The organism is Parasedimentitalea maritima (assembly GCF_005771405.1).
Taxonomy (GTDB): Bacteria; Pseudomonadota; Alphaproteobacteria; order Rhodobacterales; family Rhodobacteraceae; genus Parasedimentitalea; species Parasedimentitalea maritima.
The window spans coordinates 191140-206473 of the sequence record NZ_VAUA01000003.1; the positions used below are offsets into that span (position 1 = coordinate 191140).

At 53.4% G+C, this 15334-nt stretch carries 19 protein-coding genes and 1 pseudogene; 9 read left to right on the forward strand and 11 right to left on the reverse strand.

Going from position 1 to position 15334, the window contains the following annotated elements; translation table 11 throughout:
* Genes ccoO through ccoS form a run of 6 tightly spaced genes read left to right on the forward strand, consistent with a single transcriptional unit; the run spans position 1 to position 4185 of the window.
* Complete coding sequence (ccoO, locus tag FEE96_RS07180; protein WP_138162340.1) at positions 1–732, forward strand: cytochrome-c oxidase, cbb3-type subunit II; 732 nt, start codon at positions 1–3, stop codon at positions 730–732.
* Positions 729–902, forward strand: coding sequence for a cbb3-type cytochrome c oxidase subunit 3 (locus tag FEE96_RS07185; protein WP_138162341.1), 174 nt, complete (start codon positions 729–731; stop codon positions 900–902). The genes ccoO and FEE96_RS07185 overlap by 4 nt, the downstream gene beginning before the upstream one ends.
* A complete protein-coding gene (gene ccoP, locus FEE96_RS07190; protein WP_138162342.1) occupies positions 899–1771 on the forward strand; it encodes a cytochrome-c oxidase, cbb3-type subunit III in 873 nt (290 codons plus the stop codon). The genes FEE96_RS07185 and ccoP overlap by 4 nt, the downstream gene beginning before the upstream one ends.
* Entirely contained in the window at positions 1758–1922 is a 165-nt protein-coding gene (locus FEE96_RS23430; protein WP_171021637.1) for a hypothetical protein, read from the forward strand. The genes ccoP and FEE96_RS23430 overlap by 14 nt, the downstream gene beginning before the upstream one ends.
* Entirely contained in the window at positions 1919–4009 is a 2091-nt protein-coding gene (locus FEE96_RS07195; RefSeq protein WP_138162343.1) for a heavy metal translocating P-type ATPase, read from the forward strand. Before FEE96_RS23430 ends, FEE96_RS07195 begins: the two co-directional genes overlap by 4 nt.
* On the forward strand, positions 4006–4185 hold the full coding sequence (gene ccoS / locus FEE96_RS07200; RefSeq protein WP_138162344.1) for a cbb3-type cytochrome oxidase assembly protein CcoS: 180 nt from the start codon (positions 4006–4008) through the stop codon (positions 4183–4185). The genes FEE96_RS07195 and ccoS overlap by 4 nt, the downstream gene beginning before the upstream one ends.
* On the opposite strand, the gene FEE96_RS07205 is transcribed toward ccoS, so the two are convergent.
* From FEE96_RS07205 to FEE96_RS07225, 5 genes are read right to left on the reverse strand one after another with little or no spacing between them, the layout of a single operon-like run.
* Positions 4182–4961, reverse strand: a complete 780-nt coding sequence (locus FEE96_RS07205) for a formate/nitrite transporter family protein (protein WP_138162345.1) — start codon at positions 4959–4961, stop codon at positions 4182–4184. The genes ccoS and FEE96_RS07205 overlap by 4 nt on opposite strands.
* Positions 4927–5502 (reverse strand): hypothetical protein, encoded by a 576-nt coding sequence (locus FEE96_RS07210; protein ID WP_212744749.1) that lies wholly within the window; start codon positions 5500–5502, stop codon positions 4927–4929. The genes FEE96_RS07205 and FEE96_RS07210 overlap by 35 nt, the downstream gene beginning before the upstream one ends.
* The gene (locus FEE96_RS07215; RefSeq protein WP_171021638.1) at positions 5499–6089 is read right to left on the reverse strand and encodes an SCO family protein; all 591 of its coding nucleotides are present in this window, start codon (positions 6087–6089) and stop codon (positions 5499–5501) included. The genes FEE96_RS07210 and FEE96_RS07215 overlap by 4 nt, the downstream gene beginning before the upstream one ends.
* The gene (locus FEE96_RS07220; protein ID WP_246079339.1) at positions 6086–7540 is read right to left on the reverse strand and encodes a cbb3-type cytochrome c oxidase subunit I; all 1455 of its coding nucleotides are present in this window, start codon (positions 7538–7540) and stop codon (positions 6086–6088) included. Before FEE96_RS07220 ends, FEE96_RS07215 begins: the two co-directional genes overlap by 4 nt.
* Positions 7540–8043, reverse strand: coding sequence for a cupredoxin domain-containing protein (locus FEE96_RS07225; RefSeq protein WP_138162347.1), 504 nt, complete (start codon positions 8041–8043; stop codon positions 7540–7542). Before FEE96_RS07225 ends, FEE96_RS07220 begins: the two co-directional genes overlap by 1 nt.
* 108 nt (positions 8044–8151) lie before the next feature.
* On the opposite strand from FEE96_RS07225, the gene FEE96_RS07230 reads away from it, so the two are divergent.
* Positions 8152–8601: an RrF2 family transcriptional regulator gene (locus tag FEE96_RS07230; RefSeq protein WP_138162348.1), complete on the forward strand. Its 450-nt coding sequence runs from the start codon at positions 8152–8154 to the stop codon at positions 8599–8601.
* A 193-nt stretch (positions 8602–8794) separates the two neighbouring features.
* Here FEE96_RS07230 and FEE96_RS24205 read toward each other — a convergent pair.
* Positions 8795–9706, reverse strand: a pseudogene (locus FEE96_RS24205) (NmrA family NAD(P)-binding protein).
* A gap of 131 nt (positions 9707–9837) precedes the next feature.
* Here FEE96_RS24205 and FEE96_RS07245 point away from each other — a divergent pair.
* Entirely contained in the window at positions 9838–10713 is an 876-nt protein-coding gene (locus tag FEE96_RS07245; protein ID WP_281278355.1) for a LysR family transcriptional regulator, read from the forward strand.
* A 50-nt stretch (positions 10714–10763) separates the two neighbouring features.
* On the opposite strand, the gene FEE96_RS24085 is transcribed toward FEE96_RS07245, so the two are convergent.
* Genes FEE96_RS24085 through FEE96_RS07260 form a run of 3 tightly spaced genes read right to left on the reverse strand, consistent with a single transcriptional unit; the run spans position 10764 to position 11950 of the window.
* The gene (locus tag FEE96_RS24085; protein ID WP_138162352.1) at positions 10764–10919 is read right to left on the reverse strand and encodes a helix-turn-helix domain-containing protein; all 156 of its coding nucleotides are present in this window, start codon (positions 10917–10919) and stop codon (positions 10764–10766) included.
* Complete coding sequence (locus tag FEE96_RS07255) at positions 10885–11304, reverse strand: type 1 periplasmic-binding domain-containing protein (protein WP_171021640.1); 420 nt, start codon at positions 11302–11304, stop codon at positions 10885–10887. Before FEE96_RS07255 ends, FEE96_RS24085 begins: the two co-directional genes overlap by 35 nt.
* A 16-nt stretch (positions 11305–11320) precedes the next feature.
* Positions 11321–11950, reverse strand: coding sequence for a TetR/AcrR family transcriptional regulator (locus FEE96_RS07260; RefSeq protein WP_138162354.1), 630 nt, complete (start codon positions 11948–11950; stop codon positions 11321–11323).
* Positions 11951–12051: 101 nt separating this feature from the next.
* Between FEE96_RS07260 and FEE96_RS07265 the strand changes: the two genes are divergently transcribed.
* Positions 12052–14097 carry an NADH:flavin oxidoreductase gene (locus FEE96_RS07265; protein ID WP_138162355.1) on the forward strand — a complete coding sequence of 682 codons (2046 nt, stop codon included), beginning with the start codon at positions 12052–12054 and terminating at the stop codon, positions 14095–14097.
* A gap of 152 nt (positions 14098–14249) precedes the next feature.
* Here FEE96_RS07265 and FEE96_RS07270 read toward each other — a convergent pair whose 3' ends face one another.
* Together FEE96_RS07270 and FEE96_RS07275 are read right to left on the reverse strand one after the other, a co-directional pair.
* The gene (locus FEE96_RS07270) at positions 14250–14921 is read right to left on the reverse strand and encodes a glutathione S-transferase family protein (RefSeq protein WP_138162356.1); all 672 of its coding nucleotides are present in this window, start codon (positions 14919–14921) and stop codon (positions 14250–14252) included.
* Complete coding sequence (locus FEE96_RS07275; RefSeq protein ID WP_138162357.1) at positions 14921–15304, reverse strand: VOC family protein; 384 nt, start codon at positions 15302–15304, stop codon at positions 14921–14923. The genes FEE96_RS07270 and FEE96_RS07275 overlap by 1 nt, the downstream gene beginning before the upstream one ends.
* Between the last annotated feature and the right edge of the window lie 30 nt (positions 15305–15334).

The following is a 15334-nucleotide window of genomic DNA, read 5'->3' on the forward strand; positions in this document are numbered from 1 at the left end:
ATGGACACCAAACACGCAAAACTTGAACGCCACAGCATGGCCTTTGCCACGGCTATTCTTTTTGTGGCCTCTTTGGGCGGTCTCTTTGAAATCGCGCCTTTGTTCACCATCGAAAACACCGTGGAAAAGGTTGACGGCATTCGCCCCTACACCCCGCTTGAGCTGGCCGGGTTCGACATCTACGTGCGCGAGGGATGCTATGCATGTCATAGCCAGATGATCCGCACCTTGAAGTCAGATGTCGATCGTTATGGCCCCTATAGCCTGGCGGCGGAATCGATGTATGACCACCCTCACCAATGGGGGTCCAAACGCACAGGACCAGATTTGGCGCGGATTGGAGGCAAATACTCAGACGACTGGCATGTTGCCCACCTCTCGGCCCCGCGCGCAGTTGTCGAAGGGTCCGTGATGCCCGGATATGCTTTCCTGTCGGATGTGTCTCTGGACACTGCACGCCTGCCCTCTTCTCTTATCGCACTGTCGCGCACTGGTGTTCCCTATACTGACATTCAGATCGAGAATGCTCAGCTAGACGCTAGCTATCAGGGAGATCAGGACGCCGATTATGAAGACGATCTGATCGAACGCTACGGCCCAAACGTTCAGGTGCGCGATTTTGATGGCAATCCAGACCGTCTAACCGAAATGGACGCATTGGTCGCATATCTTCAGATGCTCGGCACCTTGGTGGATTTCGACACCCTGAACCACGAGGAGATCGCACGATGACTGGTGATGCTGTACATGACGCCGTTCTTGTTTTTTCAAAAACCTGGGGGGCAATTTATCTGCTGGTTGTTTTCCTCTTGGCCGCGCTCTGGACCTATTGGCCGGGTCGAAAATCAATCTACGAGGCGGCAGCACAAAGCCCGCTTACTGATGAGGAAATCAAACAATGACTCCGGAACGCGATGAGGTCAGCGGCGAATTGACCACTGGCCATGAATGGAATGGCATCAAGGAGCTGAACACCCCCATTCCCAAGGTCTTTCGCATTTGGCTATGGGGATCCATTGCAATCTGCGTAGTATATTGGTTGTTGTATCCCGCCTGGCCCTTTGTGTCAGATTATACCAAGGGCGTGTTGGGCTATTCGTCCCGGCTAGACGTACAGGAAAAAGTCGCTGATGGGCGGGCATTCCGCGCTGAATCCTTTGCTCCATTCGAAACAACTGATGTCACAACCCTATCTGAGGACCCGGATCTGCAGGCGCGTTATGAACCCGCAGCGCAGGTTCTCTACCGTGACAATTGTTCTGTTTGCCACGGTCGGGATTTGCAAGGGCAAGAGAGTTTTCCAAACCTGACCGATGGGCACTGGCTTTGGTCAAGCACCCCGGAGGAGATTGAATACACCCTGCAAGTTGGCATCAACACAACGCACCAAGACACCCGTTATGCCGAGATGCCCGCCTTTGGTCGGGATGAAATGCTGGCTGCTGCGGAAATTTCAGATGTCACCGACTATGTTCTCCAGATCTCAGGCCAACCCCACGACGCCACTGCCGCCGCACGTGGCGAGGACCTCTTTGCAGAGAATTGTTCCGGGTGCCACAACGATGGTGGCGTTGGGGGGCTGGAAAGCGGTGCCCCAAGCCTGACCGATGAGGCCTGGATTTATGGGAAAGGTCCTGACGCCATACTGGAGACACTAAAAAATGGTCGCGCCGGGGTTATGCCATCGTGGTCCACACGGCTTAGTCCTGCTGAGATCAAGTTGCTGACACTTTATGTGCTCTGGGCAGGAGAGGGTGATGCGAAACAGTGATCGGGAACGCAAAACCCAACGCCTGTTCTATGCACTGATCTTGGGACTGCTGGTGGCCTACGCCGGTTTGAAATACCGGCACATCTCGCTCGCGTTTACCGCCTACGAAGGTCAGGTTTTGAAATCCAATACATCCGGAGCCGCAAAATGAGCACCGCAACCCAAACCTTCGCATTACAAGGGGTTCGCTGCGCCGGCTGTGTCCTGAAAATTGAACGCAGCCTGCAAGCCCTGCCCGGAGTTCAATTCGCACGCGGCAATGCCACACAAAAGCGTTTGCGTCTTATCTGGGACGAGGACGAACATAGTTTGGATGGGCTGACCAAATCCATCCAGGATCTGGGGTACGAGGCCAGCGTTTTATCTGGCGATACAAAAGGCCATCAGGAACCTTCATTATTGCCCAGGCTTGCCGCAGCAGCGATTGGCATGATGAACATCATGGCTTTCTCTATCTCGGTCTGGTCCGGGTTGGTGACTGATATGGCTGCCGGGACAATGCAGTTCATGCACTGGCTGTCTGCTGCGGTGGCCCTGCCTGTTGTACTTTATTCGGGGTCCGTTTTTCATACCCCTGCCCTGCGGGCATTGCGGGTGGGACGCATGACCATGGACACCCCTATTACCCTGGCCATCTGGATTACTTTTGCTGCCAGTCTGTTTGAAACCTGGCGCGGTTCTGATCACGTCTACTATGATGCTGTCGTATCGCTGATCTTTTTCTTGTTGATTGGCCGAGTGTTGGAACAATCGTTGCGGCGGCGTTCAGGGGATGCTGCTGGAAACTTACGAACACTGATGGAGATCACTGCCCATCGCATGGAACCAGACAACACCACTGTCGACATTCCCGCAGACTCATTACGCTCTGGCGACAGAGTTCTTGTTGCGTCCGGGGAACGCGTGCCCGCTGACGGTATCCTTTTAAGTCAACAAGTAGAGTTGGATGAAAGCATCCTTACCGGTGAGACTCTGCCGCGCTGCGCCATCAAAGGATCTGAAATAGCAGCCGGTGCAGTGCTGCACACCGGACCCGCCGAAATACAGGTGACCCGAGTCGGTGACGCGGCCCATATCGGGCAGATGGCGCAGCTGGTTGATGATGTTGTGGCACACAAGGGTGCCATGCAAAATCTGTCGGACCGTTTCGCCGCCGGATACATTCCACTTGTGTTGGGTGGCGGCGGGATTGGTTTTCTACTGTGGTATTTTGTGCTGGGTGCCAGCTTTGCCGATGCGCTAATGATTGCTGTCGCCGTATTGGTTGTGACATGCCCATGTGCCGCAGGACTGGCAACCCCGGCGGTAACAACCCGTGCTGTCAATTTGCTGTTGCGGGCGGGTGTTGTGGTGAAATCAGGCGAGGCGCTGGAAACCCTTGGTTCAATTGATCATATTTTCCTCGACAAAACCGGGACTGCGTCGGAACCAACCCTGACAGTTACTTCAGCCATGGACCGGGCAGTTCTAGACAATGCGCGCAGCCTGGCTGCCACTAGCCGACATCCCTTGGCCCAGGCTCTGGTAGGCCAACGCACTATATCTTCGGTCACTGGCGCAGTTGAATTTCAGGGGCGGGGCGTCGAGGCGCCAAACGGTGCCCGTCTTGGTTCCGCAGAATTTGTCGGAGCGCTAACTAAAGAACAAGACAAACCATCTCTTTGGTACCGCACTCCTTTGGGGGACATTCATCAAATCATCTTTGACGAAGCCCCGCGCGCAGATCTTGGAGCATTCCTAGCACAGACCAACAAGCGATCCTTGCCCGTTACACTATTGTCAGGTGATACCAATCTGGCTGTAAAACGTTTCGCCCAAGAACAGGGATTCTCGGACTGGCTGGGTGAACAAAAACCAAAAGACAAGCTGCAGGTTATTCGAGCCATGCAATCCAAAGGTATCGCAACTCTGATGGTGGGCGATGGTATCAACGATAGCGCAGCCTTGGCTGGGGCCTCTGTCTCGGCATCATTCTCGGGTGCCACTCAAATTGCGCAGGTCGCCGCAGATATCCTGTTACTGCAAACCCGTCTTTGCCTGATCACCGACGCCATAATGCTGGCGCGTCAGGCCCGTCACCTGATCAAACAGAACCTTTGGTTTGCAACGGTCTATAATATCATCACCGTTCCACTGGCTCTGTGTGGAATGCTCAATCCCTTGATCGCGGCTTTGCTAATGTCCTCTTCGTCGCTGATTGTACTCGCCAACGGGCTGCGTCTGAAAGGTCAAAAATGATAGCAATCACCTATCTCATCCCGCTCTCTATTGTCTTGGCAGTTATAACGTTTGCAGGGTTTCTGTGGACGGTTCGTACCGATCAATATGCTGATCCCGAAGGCGATGCAGCCCGAATGCTCGAGACCGAAGATGTCCCGCTCTCATCACAAGAACGGGACAACCTGCGCGGTTAGGCGCTTTTGGGTCGACCTGCAGCGACCCAATAACCGCCGCCCATAAAAATAGCCCCAGCCACCGCATTTCCTGCACTAACAAAGGCTAGATTTCTCAACGCGCCTGCCAGCGACACATGTTCTGAATGTTTAGACAGCAGGGCAATTGCAAAGACCGTCATATTGGCAACCGAGTGCTCAAACCCTGCAGCGATAAAGGCGTAGAGGCAGAACCAGATGAGGGCGATTTTGGCCATGTCATTCGACGTGCGCGCGCCAGTCCAGATTGCCAGGCAAACCAGCCAATTGCAGAGCATCCCTTTCAAAAACAACCCAAGGCCATCGCCTTTTATTTTCTTCTCGGCGATCTGATGTAACAGGCTATTTTCTTCGGCTCCCAATATCAGACCACCACCTCCGTAAACGAACACCACTGCAAGTAAGCTCGCGCCGAGCAAGTTACCTGACCAGCTTGCCAACCAACACCGGATCAGGTCACCTAAGCCCGTGCGTCCAGTTAACAGCCCCAGTGTCATGTACATTGTATGGCCGGTGAAGAGTTCTGAACCTGCGTAGATCACCAACATCAGCGCAATGCCAAAACTTGCCCCCATCACTACCGGGCGAATACCCGGATCAACCCCCTGACCGACTGAGAAAATCAGCAAGATACCCAGCCCAACATAAGCGCCAGCCATCATCGACAGAACAAAGAAACCCAATGGGTCCTTCCGCAGGTGTTTGCGCTTTTTCACCGCGAGATCAGCGAAGTTCGATACCGTGTCGTGAAACGTCATTGTCGTCGTCTTTCTTATTTGATGAGATATGTCCAAAGAGCACCGGGATGATCCACCAGAGGATCAACGCGCAGGCGACGTAAACAAATCCGAGCCCCAGACGTTGCTGGTCATCCACCAGGTACGAATTGCAAAGTCGCATCGGAGCATGTGTGTAGAGGAAGCCAAGGAACAGCAGCATTGAAATGGCCTGTGCTTTCAGGAACCCGCGCAGTACAGAACCAACGTGAGACAAGGCGGCAGCAAGTGGCAGACCAACGCAAAGTGGGAGCGTTACAAATTTGGCCGCCATCCAAACCGGATCCAACAAAGCGGCATCCAAGGAACGGGGCAGCATCCAGATCGCCAGAGACACAAGTGCCAAAACCAATGCGGGGCCCGAGAAGTGTTGTGGCAATCGAAACCGCCCCCCCAACAGGGCCCCCGCAAGGATCAAGGCAGGAAACTGCGCCAAAACATGGATCACAGGGTCCTGTCCAACCAAAGGCTGCAGGCTACAAGCAATTGAAAAAGCAGTACCAGCCATGACAATTCGGATCACAGCATTGCCTCAACTGCTGAACGGATGTCTTCGAACGCCCGTGTATCGTATGCGCCTGCGAACTCTCCGTTTGGATTTATGACCAAAACTGCGATGTTGTGCTTATAGCCACCCCAACCGTCCGGTATGACAGTGACGCGGAACAAATCTAACAGCCCTGCCACTACGTCTATTTCCGGTCTCGCGATGGTCCAGGGGTGACCAGATGCGCCATGAGCTTCGCCATATGACTGCAGTTCCGGCAAGCCATCTGCGACTGGATCAAAGCTGACAGAATACATCGGCACATCCAGCCCCTCGTCCGTCAAATGATCCCGCAACTCAGCAAAGTCACCGCCTGATGTCTGACAGATTGTTGGACAGGTGGTGTAAATGAACTCCAGCAGGATGGGTTGCCCCTGCGCGGGCCACATTTGCAGACTGCCATCCATTGTCTCCAGCGAAACGGGCGGAACATGTACTGGATTTTCAGCTATCTGGACACGCCGTGCCCCCTCGGCGGTCACCGCCCGCCCCCCGTCTGTAGCTTGCCAGATCGCAGCACAGCCCAACAGGGCTGCGCTAAGGGTGAAAGTCACCTGTTTCATTGTGACCGCCTCGCCAGACCCGCCACATACCGCACAACCAATACCAAGGTTGCCAACACCACTATCAGGGCAAAGCCGCTCGCCAACTGGCTTTGCAACTGCCATTGTTCATAATGCACCGCCCAGCGACGTGGAATGGAACTGGCTCCAGACCACAGGAAGATCAAAACAAATCCTGCTCCGCCAAACACGTAGGCGCGAAACACCAGACGATCCAGGTTGGATAGTATGGTGACGGCTTTGTCCCGAACCAGCCAAGCTGCAAAACCAAAAGCCATGGCGACTTCACCCAGCAACAGGTAGGTATGAAAATGGCCGGGGACCCATTGTGTATTATGCATTAGCTTGTTCACCGAGACCATGCCATCAACCATCGCCGGAATGGATCCCAGCCCCCAGCCGACAACACCCAATGTCAGCAAACTGATGGGGAGATCCCACTTCAGCCCTGACCCCTTGATGTAAACCGCTAGGGAAAACACCGTGACACCAATCAATGGCACGCCTGAGGCGTATGAGACGATCTGGCCCACTGCCATAGTCCAAGCCGGCATGTTTACGTCTTGCAGCAGGTGGTGGAAGTACACCGCCTGAACAAACACCACGACAGCGGCCCAGGCCCCGATAAACAGCTTGGTCGATTTCCAAGGGCGCCCGGTATAGTCCGGCAGGATCTCGTAAACCGCTGTGATTGCCATGTAGATCGTCGCATTGATGAAAACATGCCCAAAGAAGTAAATCGCATTCTTAGCCAACAGCGGATCAACCTCAAAACTGGGGAGCAGCAGATTAACGATGCTCGCTGCCAATACGGCTGCCCCAAATACAATCCCAATCGTATTGAAAACCAACACACTGGATGCGGCCACAATGGTTGGAGGCGGAACATCAGTGCTGTTGTTGGCAAAAAGGTAACGCCAGCCCAAACCACCCAGAAGACCGTTGTAACGACTGGCAATTTTCAACCCCAGTTCAAGGTAATACAACAGGAATCCAACGCCAATCAGCAAATAGCCAACGCAGAACATAACACCGGCCCAGGCCTCCCATAAACCACCAGACATGGCTGGCAGTGGGAACAAGAACGTCCATGCCCCACCATATCCGCCGATAAAGATAGACCCAAGGATCAACACCACCCCCGCCAGAAACAGGCCCAAAAACGCGATGTAGATGCTGGATCTCAGGTTCAAATGGCGCGCAGAGAAGAACCAAAGGATCGCTGCACCGGACAATGCGGCGGATCCGACCATCCCCGCTCCATGAGCCGTCAGCAACAGATAGAATATCTCGGGATCCAGAGAAATCAGATCCCCCTGCGCGACCCGCATAATCAACCCAAAAACCATCATGAGCAGGAACACCACACCTCCCAAAAGCATGGTGAATTTCACCAAGGCCTCTTGTGGGTTTGGTCCGCTCTCAGCGGAATGCACATCAGTTGCAGACATCAGTTTTGCTCCAGTACTTCAAAGTCATAAGTCATGTCGTGGTGCGCGATGCCGCATAATTCCATACAAAGGATCTGGTATTGCCCGGCCTTGTCAAAGGTGTGGACAACCTTGTTTGTATAGGTCGGCATTGCCTGAACCTGCACCACCAGGTTCATGTCCGGGTCATAGATGCCCAATCCGTGGTTGACGTCCTCGGTTGTGACCCGGAACTCCACTTGCTGCCCAAGAGGAATTTCCGTGGTGTCGGTTTCCCACCACCACTGACCGCTGGTAATATTCACGATCAGTGCATCGTCAGCAGCGGATGTGTGCGGCCATTCCCGTAGTGATCCAACCGAAATGACAACCCCAACGGCTATCATCCCCCACAGAAAGCAGGATCGGGTTCGGTTAATGGTTTTGGGTGCCGAGGGACCCTCTGTGGCCCAGACCGCACGCAGGATCAGCCACCCTGCCACGCCCATCAAACCCAGAGTTATAAGAAGAATCGAAAGCTGCATATTGGCCTCACTTTAGTTGTGCTTCTCGTTCTGGGTACAAATTGGTATTTCAAATGTCAATTTTAATTTGCACTTTGAATACCAGATATAGGATGCTACCAGTGTCCTATGCAGTTATCGAAATTTTCAGACTACGCCCTTCGCATATTGATCCATCTGGCAGCTTCGCCTGACCAGTTGCTGTCAACCCGGCAAATTGCTGAGTTGCATGATGCAAAATACAATCACCTCGCCAAGATCACTGGCTGGTTGGTCAACGAAGGCTATGCCATCTCATCTCGTGGCCGTGGCGGCGGGCTGAAACTGGCAAAGCATCCTGACGAGATAAACCTCGGCAAAGTTTTTCGCGCCCTCGAAGCAGACAAACCTTTGGTCGAATGTATGTCGTCTGACGGCGGCAACTGTAGGTTCTCACCTGCGTGCGGATTGTCGGTTATTCTCGACACCGCACAAGAAGCTTTTTTTCAAAGTTTAGAACAGTTTACCCTGTCTGATCTTCCCCGGATGTCCCCCGGGATGAACAAATTGCTAGACATGGTGAACTCTGAAATCGCTTAGATTACTCTAGCCGCGTCGCACTGCCTTAAGGCCGGTGCTATCCGCTGCTGGATACACCGGCCCCTGTAGTCCCTAGTGTGGCATGGCGAATGGCGATACCGACAAATTCAGCTCGAGCTTGGATAAACGCCATGATGCACGTGAAGACCACACCTCTGGCGACCTGAAAGCACCATCTTCGGTCAAGCGTTGGTCAAAACGACCCTGCAACCTCTGCTGCGAAGGTGTTGATGTCAGTTGCCCGTTCTCCTGTGATTTTCTCATAATCACTGGTAGTCGGTTGGTCCTCACCTTCCGACCAGCGCTTGAACAGACTCATGACCGTTTGAACAATCATGTCAGGGGTTCCATAGGCCTCGAGCCCGGCTTTCTGATCCTCATAAGTTAAGTTCACGTAGATGATATCTTTACCAAGTGGCTTTGAAAATGCCTTGGCAACATCGTCAAAGCTGATCGACTGCGGGCCGGTTATGTAATGAATTTTGCCATTGAATGCATCCGAGGTCAGCCCAGCCAAGGCGGCCTTAGCAATATCGCGCGCGTCGACCATCGGAATGCGCGTGTCACCCATGTATTGTGCAAACATCTGGCTGTCTTTCATGAAAGACGCGTGCATCTGTGGGATGTTCTGCATGAAGTAATGGGGTCTCAGAATGACTTAGTCCAGCCCACTCGCCACCAGATAGTCATCAACCTCAGCATGCTGCTCATACATCGGAAGGCCTTTACTATACTTGGCAGGCTCCGCTGAAAGCCGCACAATTTTGCGGACATCTGCTGATTTGGCGCGATCAATCAGCCCCGTATGCAAGTCGGACATGACTGGCGACGGGGCGCTAAGAAGAAATATGGTATCCACGCCTTCCAGGGCGGCCTCAACACTTCGCCAATCTCCCAACTCAGCGCGGACAGTAGGAATACCCTCCGACGTCATCTTGGCCTCGTTTTCGTCGCTGCGCACCATAACGCGATAGCTTTGATCGCTACCTTTCAGAAGCTCGACCAACGGGGTGCCGATGTTGCCAGTGCCGCCTATGATAAGAATTTGATTTTCCACCTTCTGATCTCCTGTGTGCCCGCTAGTGGGGCGATGTTGCGTTTGCACTTGGAGATAGCAGGTGCAAATACGGTGAAGAACTAGCTATAATCAGGATGTGTCGTTCCGTCTTTGCACCGATCGACCAGTTCACCGCCACCAATTAGAAAGATCTCGATGAAGGTTTTGAATGGGATGACCTGCGATTTTTTCTGGCCATCCTTCGTGGGCGGTCAGTGCGTGCCGCAGCCAAGCAGCTAAATGTCAGCCATTCGACGGTGTCGCGTAGGTTGCAGGCGATGGAAGATCAGCTGGGTATCAAGTTGTTTATACGTCAGCCCGATGGGTTTGTTTTGACTGATGTCGGAGAGGCCCTAGTTGAGCGCGCCGAACGGGTAGAAAGCGAGATCCTGAGTATGGAACGCGAGGTGTTTGGCCGTGATGCCCGCCTGGCAGGGTTGGTGCGCATATCAACGCCCCCGCTCTTGGCGCAGGACTTACTGATGCCTATTCTAGCAGAGTTTACAAAGAGCTACCCACAGATTGAGATCGAGGTGGATGCCACCTTTGACGTGGCCGATCTGCGACGACGCAATGCCGATATTGCCATTCGGTTTCAAGTACAGCCCGACGACGGTCTGGTCTCACATCGACTACCTGATTTTGCCAATACGGTCTATGCCACGCAGGACTATATCGACGGGCACAGCTTTACCGGAGGCGCTCCAACTGCCAAATGGGTTGCCCTAGGCGGCAAAGGTGTTCTGGCGCACTGGCGCGATGCTTCACCGTATTCAGGCTGCAAAGTGGCCCATGTCGTCTCTGACATGCGGGCACAGCAAAGTGCGATTAGGTCGGGAATGGGGTTTGGATACCTAAACTGCTTTGCCGCAGATCCCGACCCTGCATTGGTCCGCCTGGCCCCCCCAAAAAGCGCACACGCCCTGCCGACTTGGGCACTGACACATCCAGATCTGGTCGCAACCGAACGGGTGCGGATCTGTGTTCGTTTTTTGGTGGATACAATTTTCACACGTAAACATCAGATCCAAGGAACCGCAACTAACTCGCTCTGACGAAGCACGACCGCCGATGCAGTCGTAACGTACCTCAAAAAACAGCATGTTCACTTGTCGTAGTTTTCCTGCCGTTTTGTTTTCCGAAATTGGTTGGGTGTCATCCCAAATTGCGACTTGAAAAATCGCGTGAAATTAGCAGGTTCAAAATACCCGATCTGCGCAGCTATATCAGCGATGGGAGTATACTGCAGCTGGCAGGCCATGCGATGTTGCCATTTGAGTGAATGTGTCAGATCGGGTCTCCAAAAAAGGGGATGACCCGAGATATATCAGCTTTACACCGTCGACCTTCGTCTGGGCGATGCCCATTGCCATCTGCTCCAGTTTGTCCGGATCGTCGCCGTGCACAGGCACTGTGCTAAGCTGGAAGTTTTCCTCTTCTGACAACGCTCGGACTTCCTCGAATTTTCTCAACGAGTTGTCTGCCTGAGGTTCGTAGATGAGACCCAAGTGATTGAAGTCCGGCATAACCCATCTAAGACCATTGAGACTGACAACTTTCGGCATCCGGTTTCGGGTACCCATGACTTGGGTACTGCCCGTCGCAATGTAACTGTCCACAATAACGGAGGCCACGAGATCGGACACTGCGGTATCAGGCCAATCATCCGGGTGCCCCCTCACGATGACGACTTAAAAAGTCGTCGATCTCCTGCTGGGTGGGCGGTTCGCCAGCAAACACCTCTACGTAATGGCACCCAGCAAGTGCACGATCCAATCGAGCCTCGATGACAGGCTTCGAATAATACCCGCTTTGCGTCAGGATCGTCGTCAATGCCCGATAGTGAGCTGCGTCCGGCGTCACACCAAATCGTAGAAACACTGCCCGAACCGCCTCCAATCGGGCTGCATCCGAGGCCTCCACTAATTTTTGCAATTTACTATCGTTGCGGGCCCAATTGTGGATTGCCAAGTCAAGTGGCGCATCAAAAAGATCAGGATCAATCCAACAATCAGTTAGGTTGAATAAAGCGGAACACAGACTATCCGCAGGAGCAGCGCAGCGTTCAAGTATGATGCCGGTGTTGCGAGCTTGCCAAATATCGACAAGCGCGTCGTGCAACTCGGCCAGATCTTTGAAATGCCAGTAAAATCCGGTCCTGGTTAGATTCAACTTCTTCGCAAGTGGCATGATTTTGACGGCTTCGATACCGTCCTGCACAAACAGGTCATATGCAGCGTCAAGCCAAATGCTTCGGGTTGCGCGTGCGCGGGGCTGTGGTGCGGTTTCCATAGCGTGACTCTATTGCACTTGACACAAGTGTCAATTCCAGAAAACATGAACTGACACATATGTCAGGTTCTGTGTTTCTGATAACGTCCCAAGGATGCCCTATGTCAAATGACCCTTTGCTTCAGCCATTCCAACTCAAGCACCTAACGCTACGCAACCGGATCATGACAACCAGCCATGAACCTGCTTACCCAGAAGATGGAATGCCCAAAGAACGCTATGCGGCCTATCATGCGGAACGCGCCAAAGCTGGTGTGGCTATGGTGATGACTGCAGGATCAGCTGCGGTAAGCAAAGACAGCCCACCGGTATTTAACAATATCCTTGCCTATCGCGACGATGTCGTTCCATGGATCCAAAACCTGACGGATGCGGTGCATGAACACGGCTGCGCCGCAATGATACAACTGACCCATCTTGGACGACGCACAACCTGGAACAAAGGGCACTGGCTGCCCTCTGTATCCTCCTCCAAACATCGTGAACCTGCCCATCGTGCCTTTCCAAAGCTCATCGAAGACTGGGATATCGAACGGATCATTTCTGACTTTGCTGATGCAGCAGAGCGCATGCAGGCAGGCGGAATGGACGGCATTGAATTGCAGGTCTACGGTCACCTGCTGGATCAGTTCTGGTCGCCTCTGACCAACGACTTGACAGGTCCCTATGGCGCCGACACTCTGGAAAACCGCATGCGGTTCCCGATGGATGTTTTAGACGCAATTCGCAAGCGCGTGGGAGCTGAGTTCATCGTGGGCCTGCGCTACACGGCCGATGAAGCGCAAAAGGGCGGCATTTCCCCTGAAGAAGGATTGGAGATTTCCAAACGGCTGGCCGCCACCGGTAAGATTGACTTTCTCAATGTGATCCGGGGCCGCATCCACACCGATCCCGCAATGACCGATGTGATCCCGGTGCAAGGTATGAAAAACGCGCCCCATCTGGATTTTGCCGGCGACGTGAAGAAGGCAACTGGTATGCCAACGTTTCATGCTGCCAAGATCCCCGATGTTGCCACTGCCCGTCATGCGGTGCAGGCCGGGCTGTTGGATATGGTTGGAATGACCCGCGCACATATGGCCGACCCTCATATCGTGCATAAAATTACTGAGGGCCGTGAGGACGACATCCGACCCTGTGTTGGCGCCACTTATTGTCTTGATCGGATCTATCAGGCTGGCGACGCTCTTTGCATCCACAACGCAGCCACCGGTCGCGAGCTATCCATGCCGCATGAGATCGCGCAGGCCGATAAAAAGAAAAAGGTTGTGATTGTTGGTGCGGGTCCAGCCGGATTGGAGGCGGCACGCGTCGCATCAGAACGTGGGCATGATGTTACGGTGTTTGAGGCCGCTGCTGACCCTGGAGGACAAATTCGTCTGACTGCGCAAAACCCACGGCGGCGTGAAATGATGTCGATCATCGACTGGCGCATGTCACAGTGTGCCGCCCGCGATGTTACATTTCAGTTTAACACCTGGGCCGAACTTGAAGACGTCACTTCGCTTGATCCCGATGTAGTGATTGTAGCGACGGGGGGGATGCCCAACATCGCACTGTTTGAACAATCCGACGAACAGCCCAATGTGGTGACAACCTGGGATATCATTTCGGGCGATGTGAAACCTGCAGGTACCGTCCTGATCTATGACGAAAGCGGTGACCACCCGGCATTGCAGGCAGCGGAGGTAGCGGCAAAGGCTGGGGCCGCCGTTGAAATTATGACACCTGATCGCACCTTTGCACCTGACGTAATGGCAATGAACCTCGTGCCCTACATGCGATCACTCCAAGACAAGGACGTGAGTTTCACCCTCGCCCGCCGCCTGCTCGGCGTGAAACGCGAAGGCAATAAACTGACTGCAACAGTTGGCACAGACTACAGTGATCACACCTACAAGGCTGAGTATGAACAGGTTATCGTCAATTGCGGCACCTTGCCGTTAGACGACCTCTACTTTGATCTCAAACCTTTGTCTTCAAATCAGGGGGCTGTGGATCACGAAGCGCTCATCGCGGGCAATTCCCAGACCGTCACCCGTAACACAACTGGGCAGTTCCAGCTGTTCCGCATTGGCGATGCCGTTTCCGCCCGCAATACACATGCTGCGATCTATGACGCGTTGCGTCTGATGAAGGATATCTGAACCGCAAAGCTGCAAAATACCCTTTTTGACAGGTCATCAAATGCAGTATGACGCGGCCCCTGCCCGCCTGCCTTGAACTGACAGACACACATTGGCACGCGACGCCGCACGCCGCGTGCCTTTCCATGATCGTTTCACAATGCAAAAAAATATTAGCGCAACTGCACCGCTGCAAAGCTGCTCTGGTCCGCGATGAATTGCCGTAGCATCACGTCGAATTGGTCTGGCACAGCACTGACAACCGACGAACGATTTGCCAACACATGGCTCCACCGTCTCAGCCTTGGACAGGCTACGAGCAAGTCCATCGGTGCAAGGAGACTCAAAGCAGGAAGGAAACGGAACACCGTTGCGTAGACCGCATCTATGAGTTGGAATTGGCTTCCCGCAAAATAGGGGCCTTCACTCACTTGTTTGTCGAGTATTGCAAACATTCCAGCAATCTTGCCAAAAGCCTCGACCTGTTCAGTTTCAGTCTGTGTGAGGTAGATAATGTTGGCGATGACATCCAGAATTTGGTCACCATATGCAATCCACGCCCTATGCAATCCGCGGTCTAATGCATCGCTCGGATGAAAGGCCTGTGCACTGATCTCCTGCAAGTACTCAGAAATCACAGTGGATTCGAACATCGTGGTGGTTTGATCCACGATCAAGACGGGAACTTTTCCTGTTGGAGAAAGCTCGGAAAGCCAGGCAGGCTTTTTGTTCAGTTCGATGTCGGTCCGGTCAAAGGGAATGTCCAGCTCCAGCATGGTGATAACTGCACGCTGGACATATGGGCAAAGTTTATGACCTATGATGTGAAACTGTGATGTCGTCATCAGGTTGTGCCCGTCATGCAATGAAGGTTGAGCTTGTTGCCATCCGGATCTCGGAAATAGGCTGCAAAAAATCCGCTGTCACCATGGCGCGGTCCCGGTGCGCCACAGTCCTCACTGCCAAGTTCGATTGCCTTGGCATGGACTGCGGTCACCGTTTCTGGATTTTCAGCATGCAGCGCGATCATCATTCCATTGCCCGCGGTTGCTGCGGCTTTGTTTTCTGGAACGTGGACAGAGAAATTCGTCGTCCCGTTCTTGGTGCCCCAAACAATGAAGTCGTCCATTTCCATGATGCGAGACGCGCCCAGCATCCCCAAAACGGTATCGTAATAGGCCGAGCTGCGCGCGAGGTCATTGGTTCCAACTGAGATGTAGCCAATCATTGATTAGTCCTTATTTTAGATTGCCTCTCT

Coding starts and splice junctions, on each gene's coding strand:
- ccoO (WP_138162340.1), top strand. CDS start 1: ATGGACACCAAACACGCAAAACTTGAACGCCACAGCATGGCCTTTGCC.
- FEE96_RS07185 (WP_138162341.1), top strand. CDS start 729: ATGACTGGTGATGCTGTACATGACGCCGTTCTTGTTTTTTCAAAAACC.
- ccoP (WP_138162342.1), top strand. CDS start 899: ATGACTCCGGAACGCGATGAGGTCAGCGGCGAATTGACCACTGGCCAT.
- FEE96_RS23430 (WP_171021637.1), top strand. CDS start 1,758: ATGCGAAACAGTGATCGGGAACGCAAAACCCAACGCCTGTTCTATGCA.
- FEE96_RS07195 (WP_138162343.1), top strand. CDS start 1,919: ATGAGCACCGCAACCCAAACCTTCGCATTACAAGGGGTTCGCTGCGCC.
- ccoS (WP_138162344.1), top strand. CDS start 4,006: ATGATAGCAATCACCTATCTCATCCCGCTCTCTATTGTCTTGGCAGTT.
- FEE96_RS07205 (WP_138162345.1), bottom strand. CDS start 4,961: ATGACGTTTCACGACACGGTATCGAACTTCGCTGATCTCGCGGTGAAA.
- FEE96_RS07215 (WP_171021638.1), bottom strand. CDS start 6,089: ATGAAACAGGTGACTTTCACCCTTAGCGCAGCCCTGTTGGGCTGTGCT.
- FEE96_RS07220 (WP_246079339.1), bottom strand. CDS start 7,540: ATGTCTGCAACTGATGTGCATTCCGCTGAGAGCGGACCAAACCCACAA.
- FEE96_RS07225 (WP_138162347.1), bottom strand. CDS start 8,043: ATGCAGCTTTCGATTCTTCTTATAACTCTGGGTTTGATGGGCGTGGCA.
- FEE96_RS07230 (WP_138162348.1), top strand. CDS start 8,152: ATGCAGTTATCGAAATTTTCAGACTACGCCCTTCGCATATTGATCCAT.
- FEE96_RS24085 (WP_138162352.1), bottom strand. CDS start 10,919: ATGGCCTGCCAGCTGCAGTATACTCCCATCGCTGATATAGCTGCGCAG.
- FEE96_RS07260 (WP_138162354.1), bottom strand. CDS start 11,950: ATGGAAACCGCACCACAGCCCCGCGCACGCGCAACCCGAAGCATTTGG.
- FEE96_RS07265 (WP_138162355.1), top strand. CDS start 12,052: ATGTCAAATGACCCTTTGCTTCAGCCATTCCAACTCAAGCACCTAACG.
- FEE96_RS07270 (WP_138162356.1), bottom strand. CDS start 14,921: ATGACGACATCACAGTTTCACATCATAGGTCATAAACTTTGCCCATAT.
- FEE96_RS07275 (WP_138162357.1), bottom strand. CDS start 15,304: ATGATTGGCTACATCTCAGTTGGAACCAATGACCTCGCGCGCAGCTCG.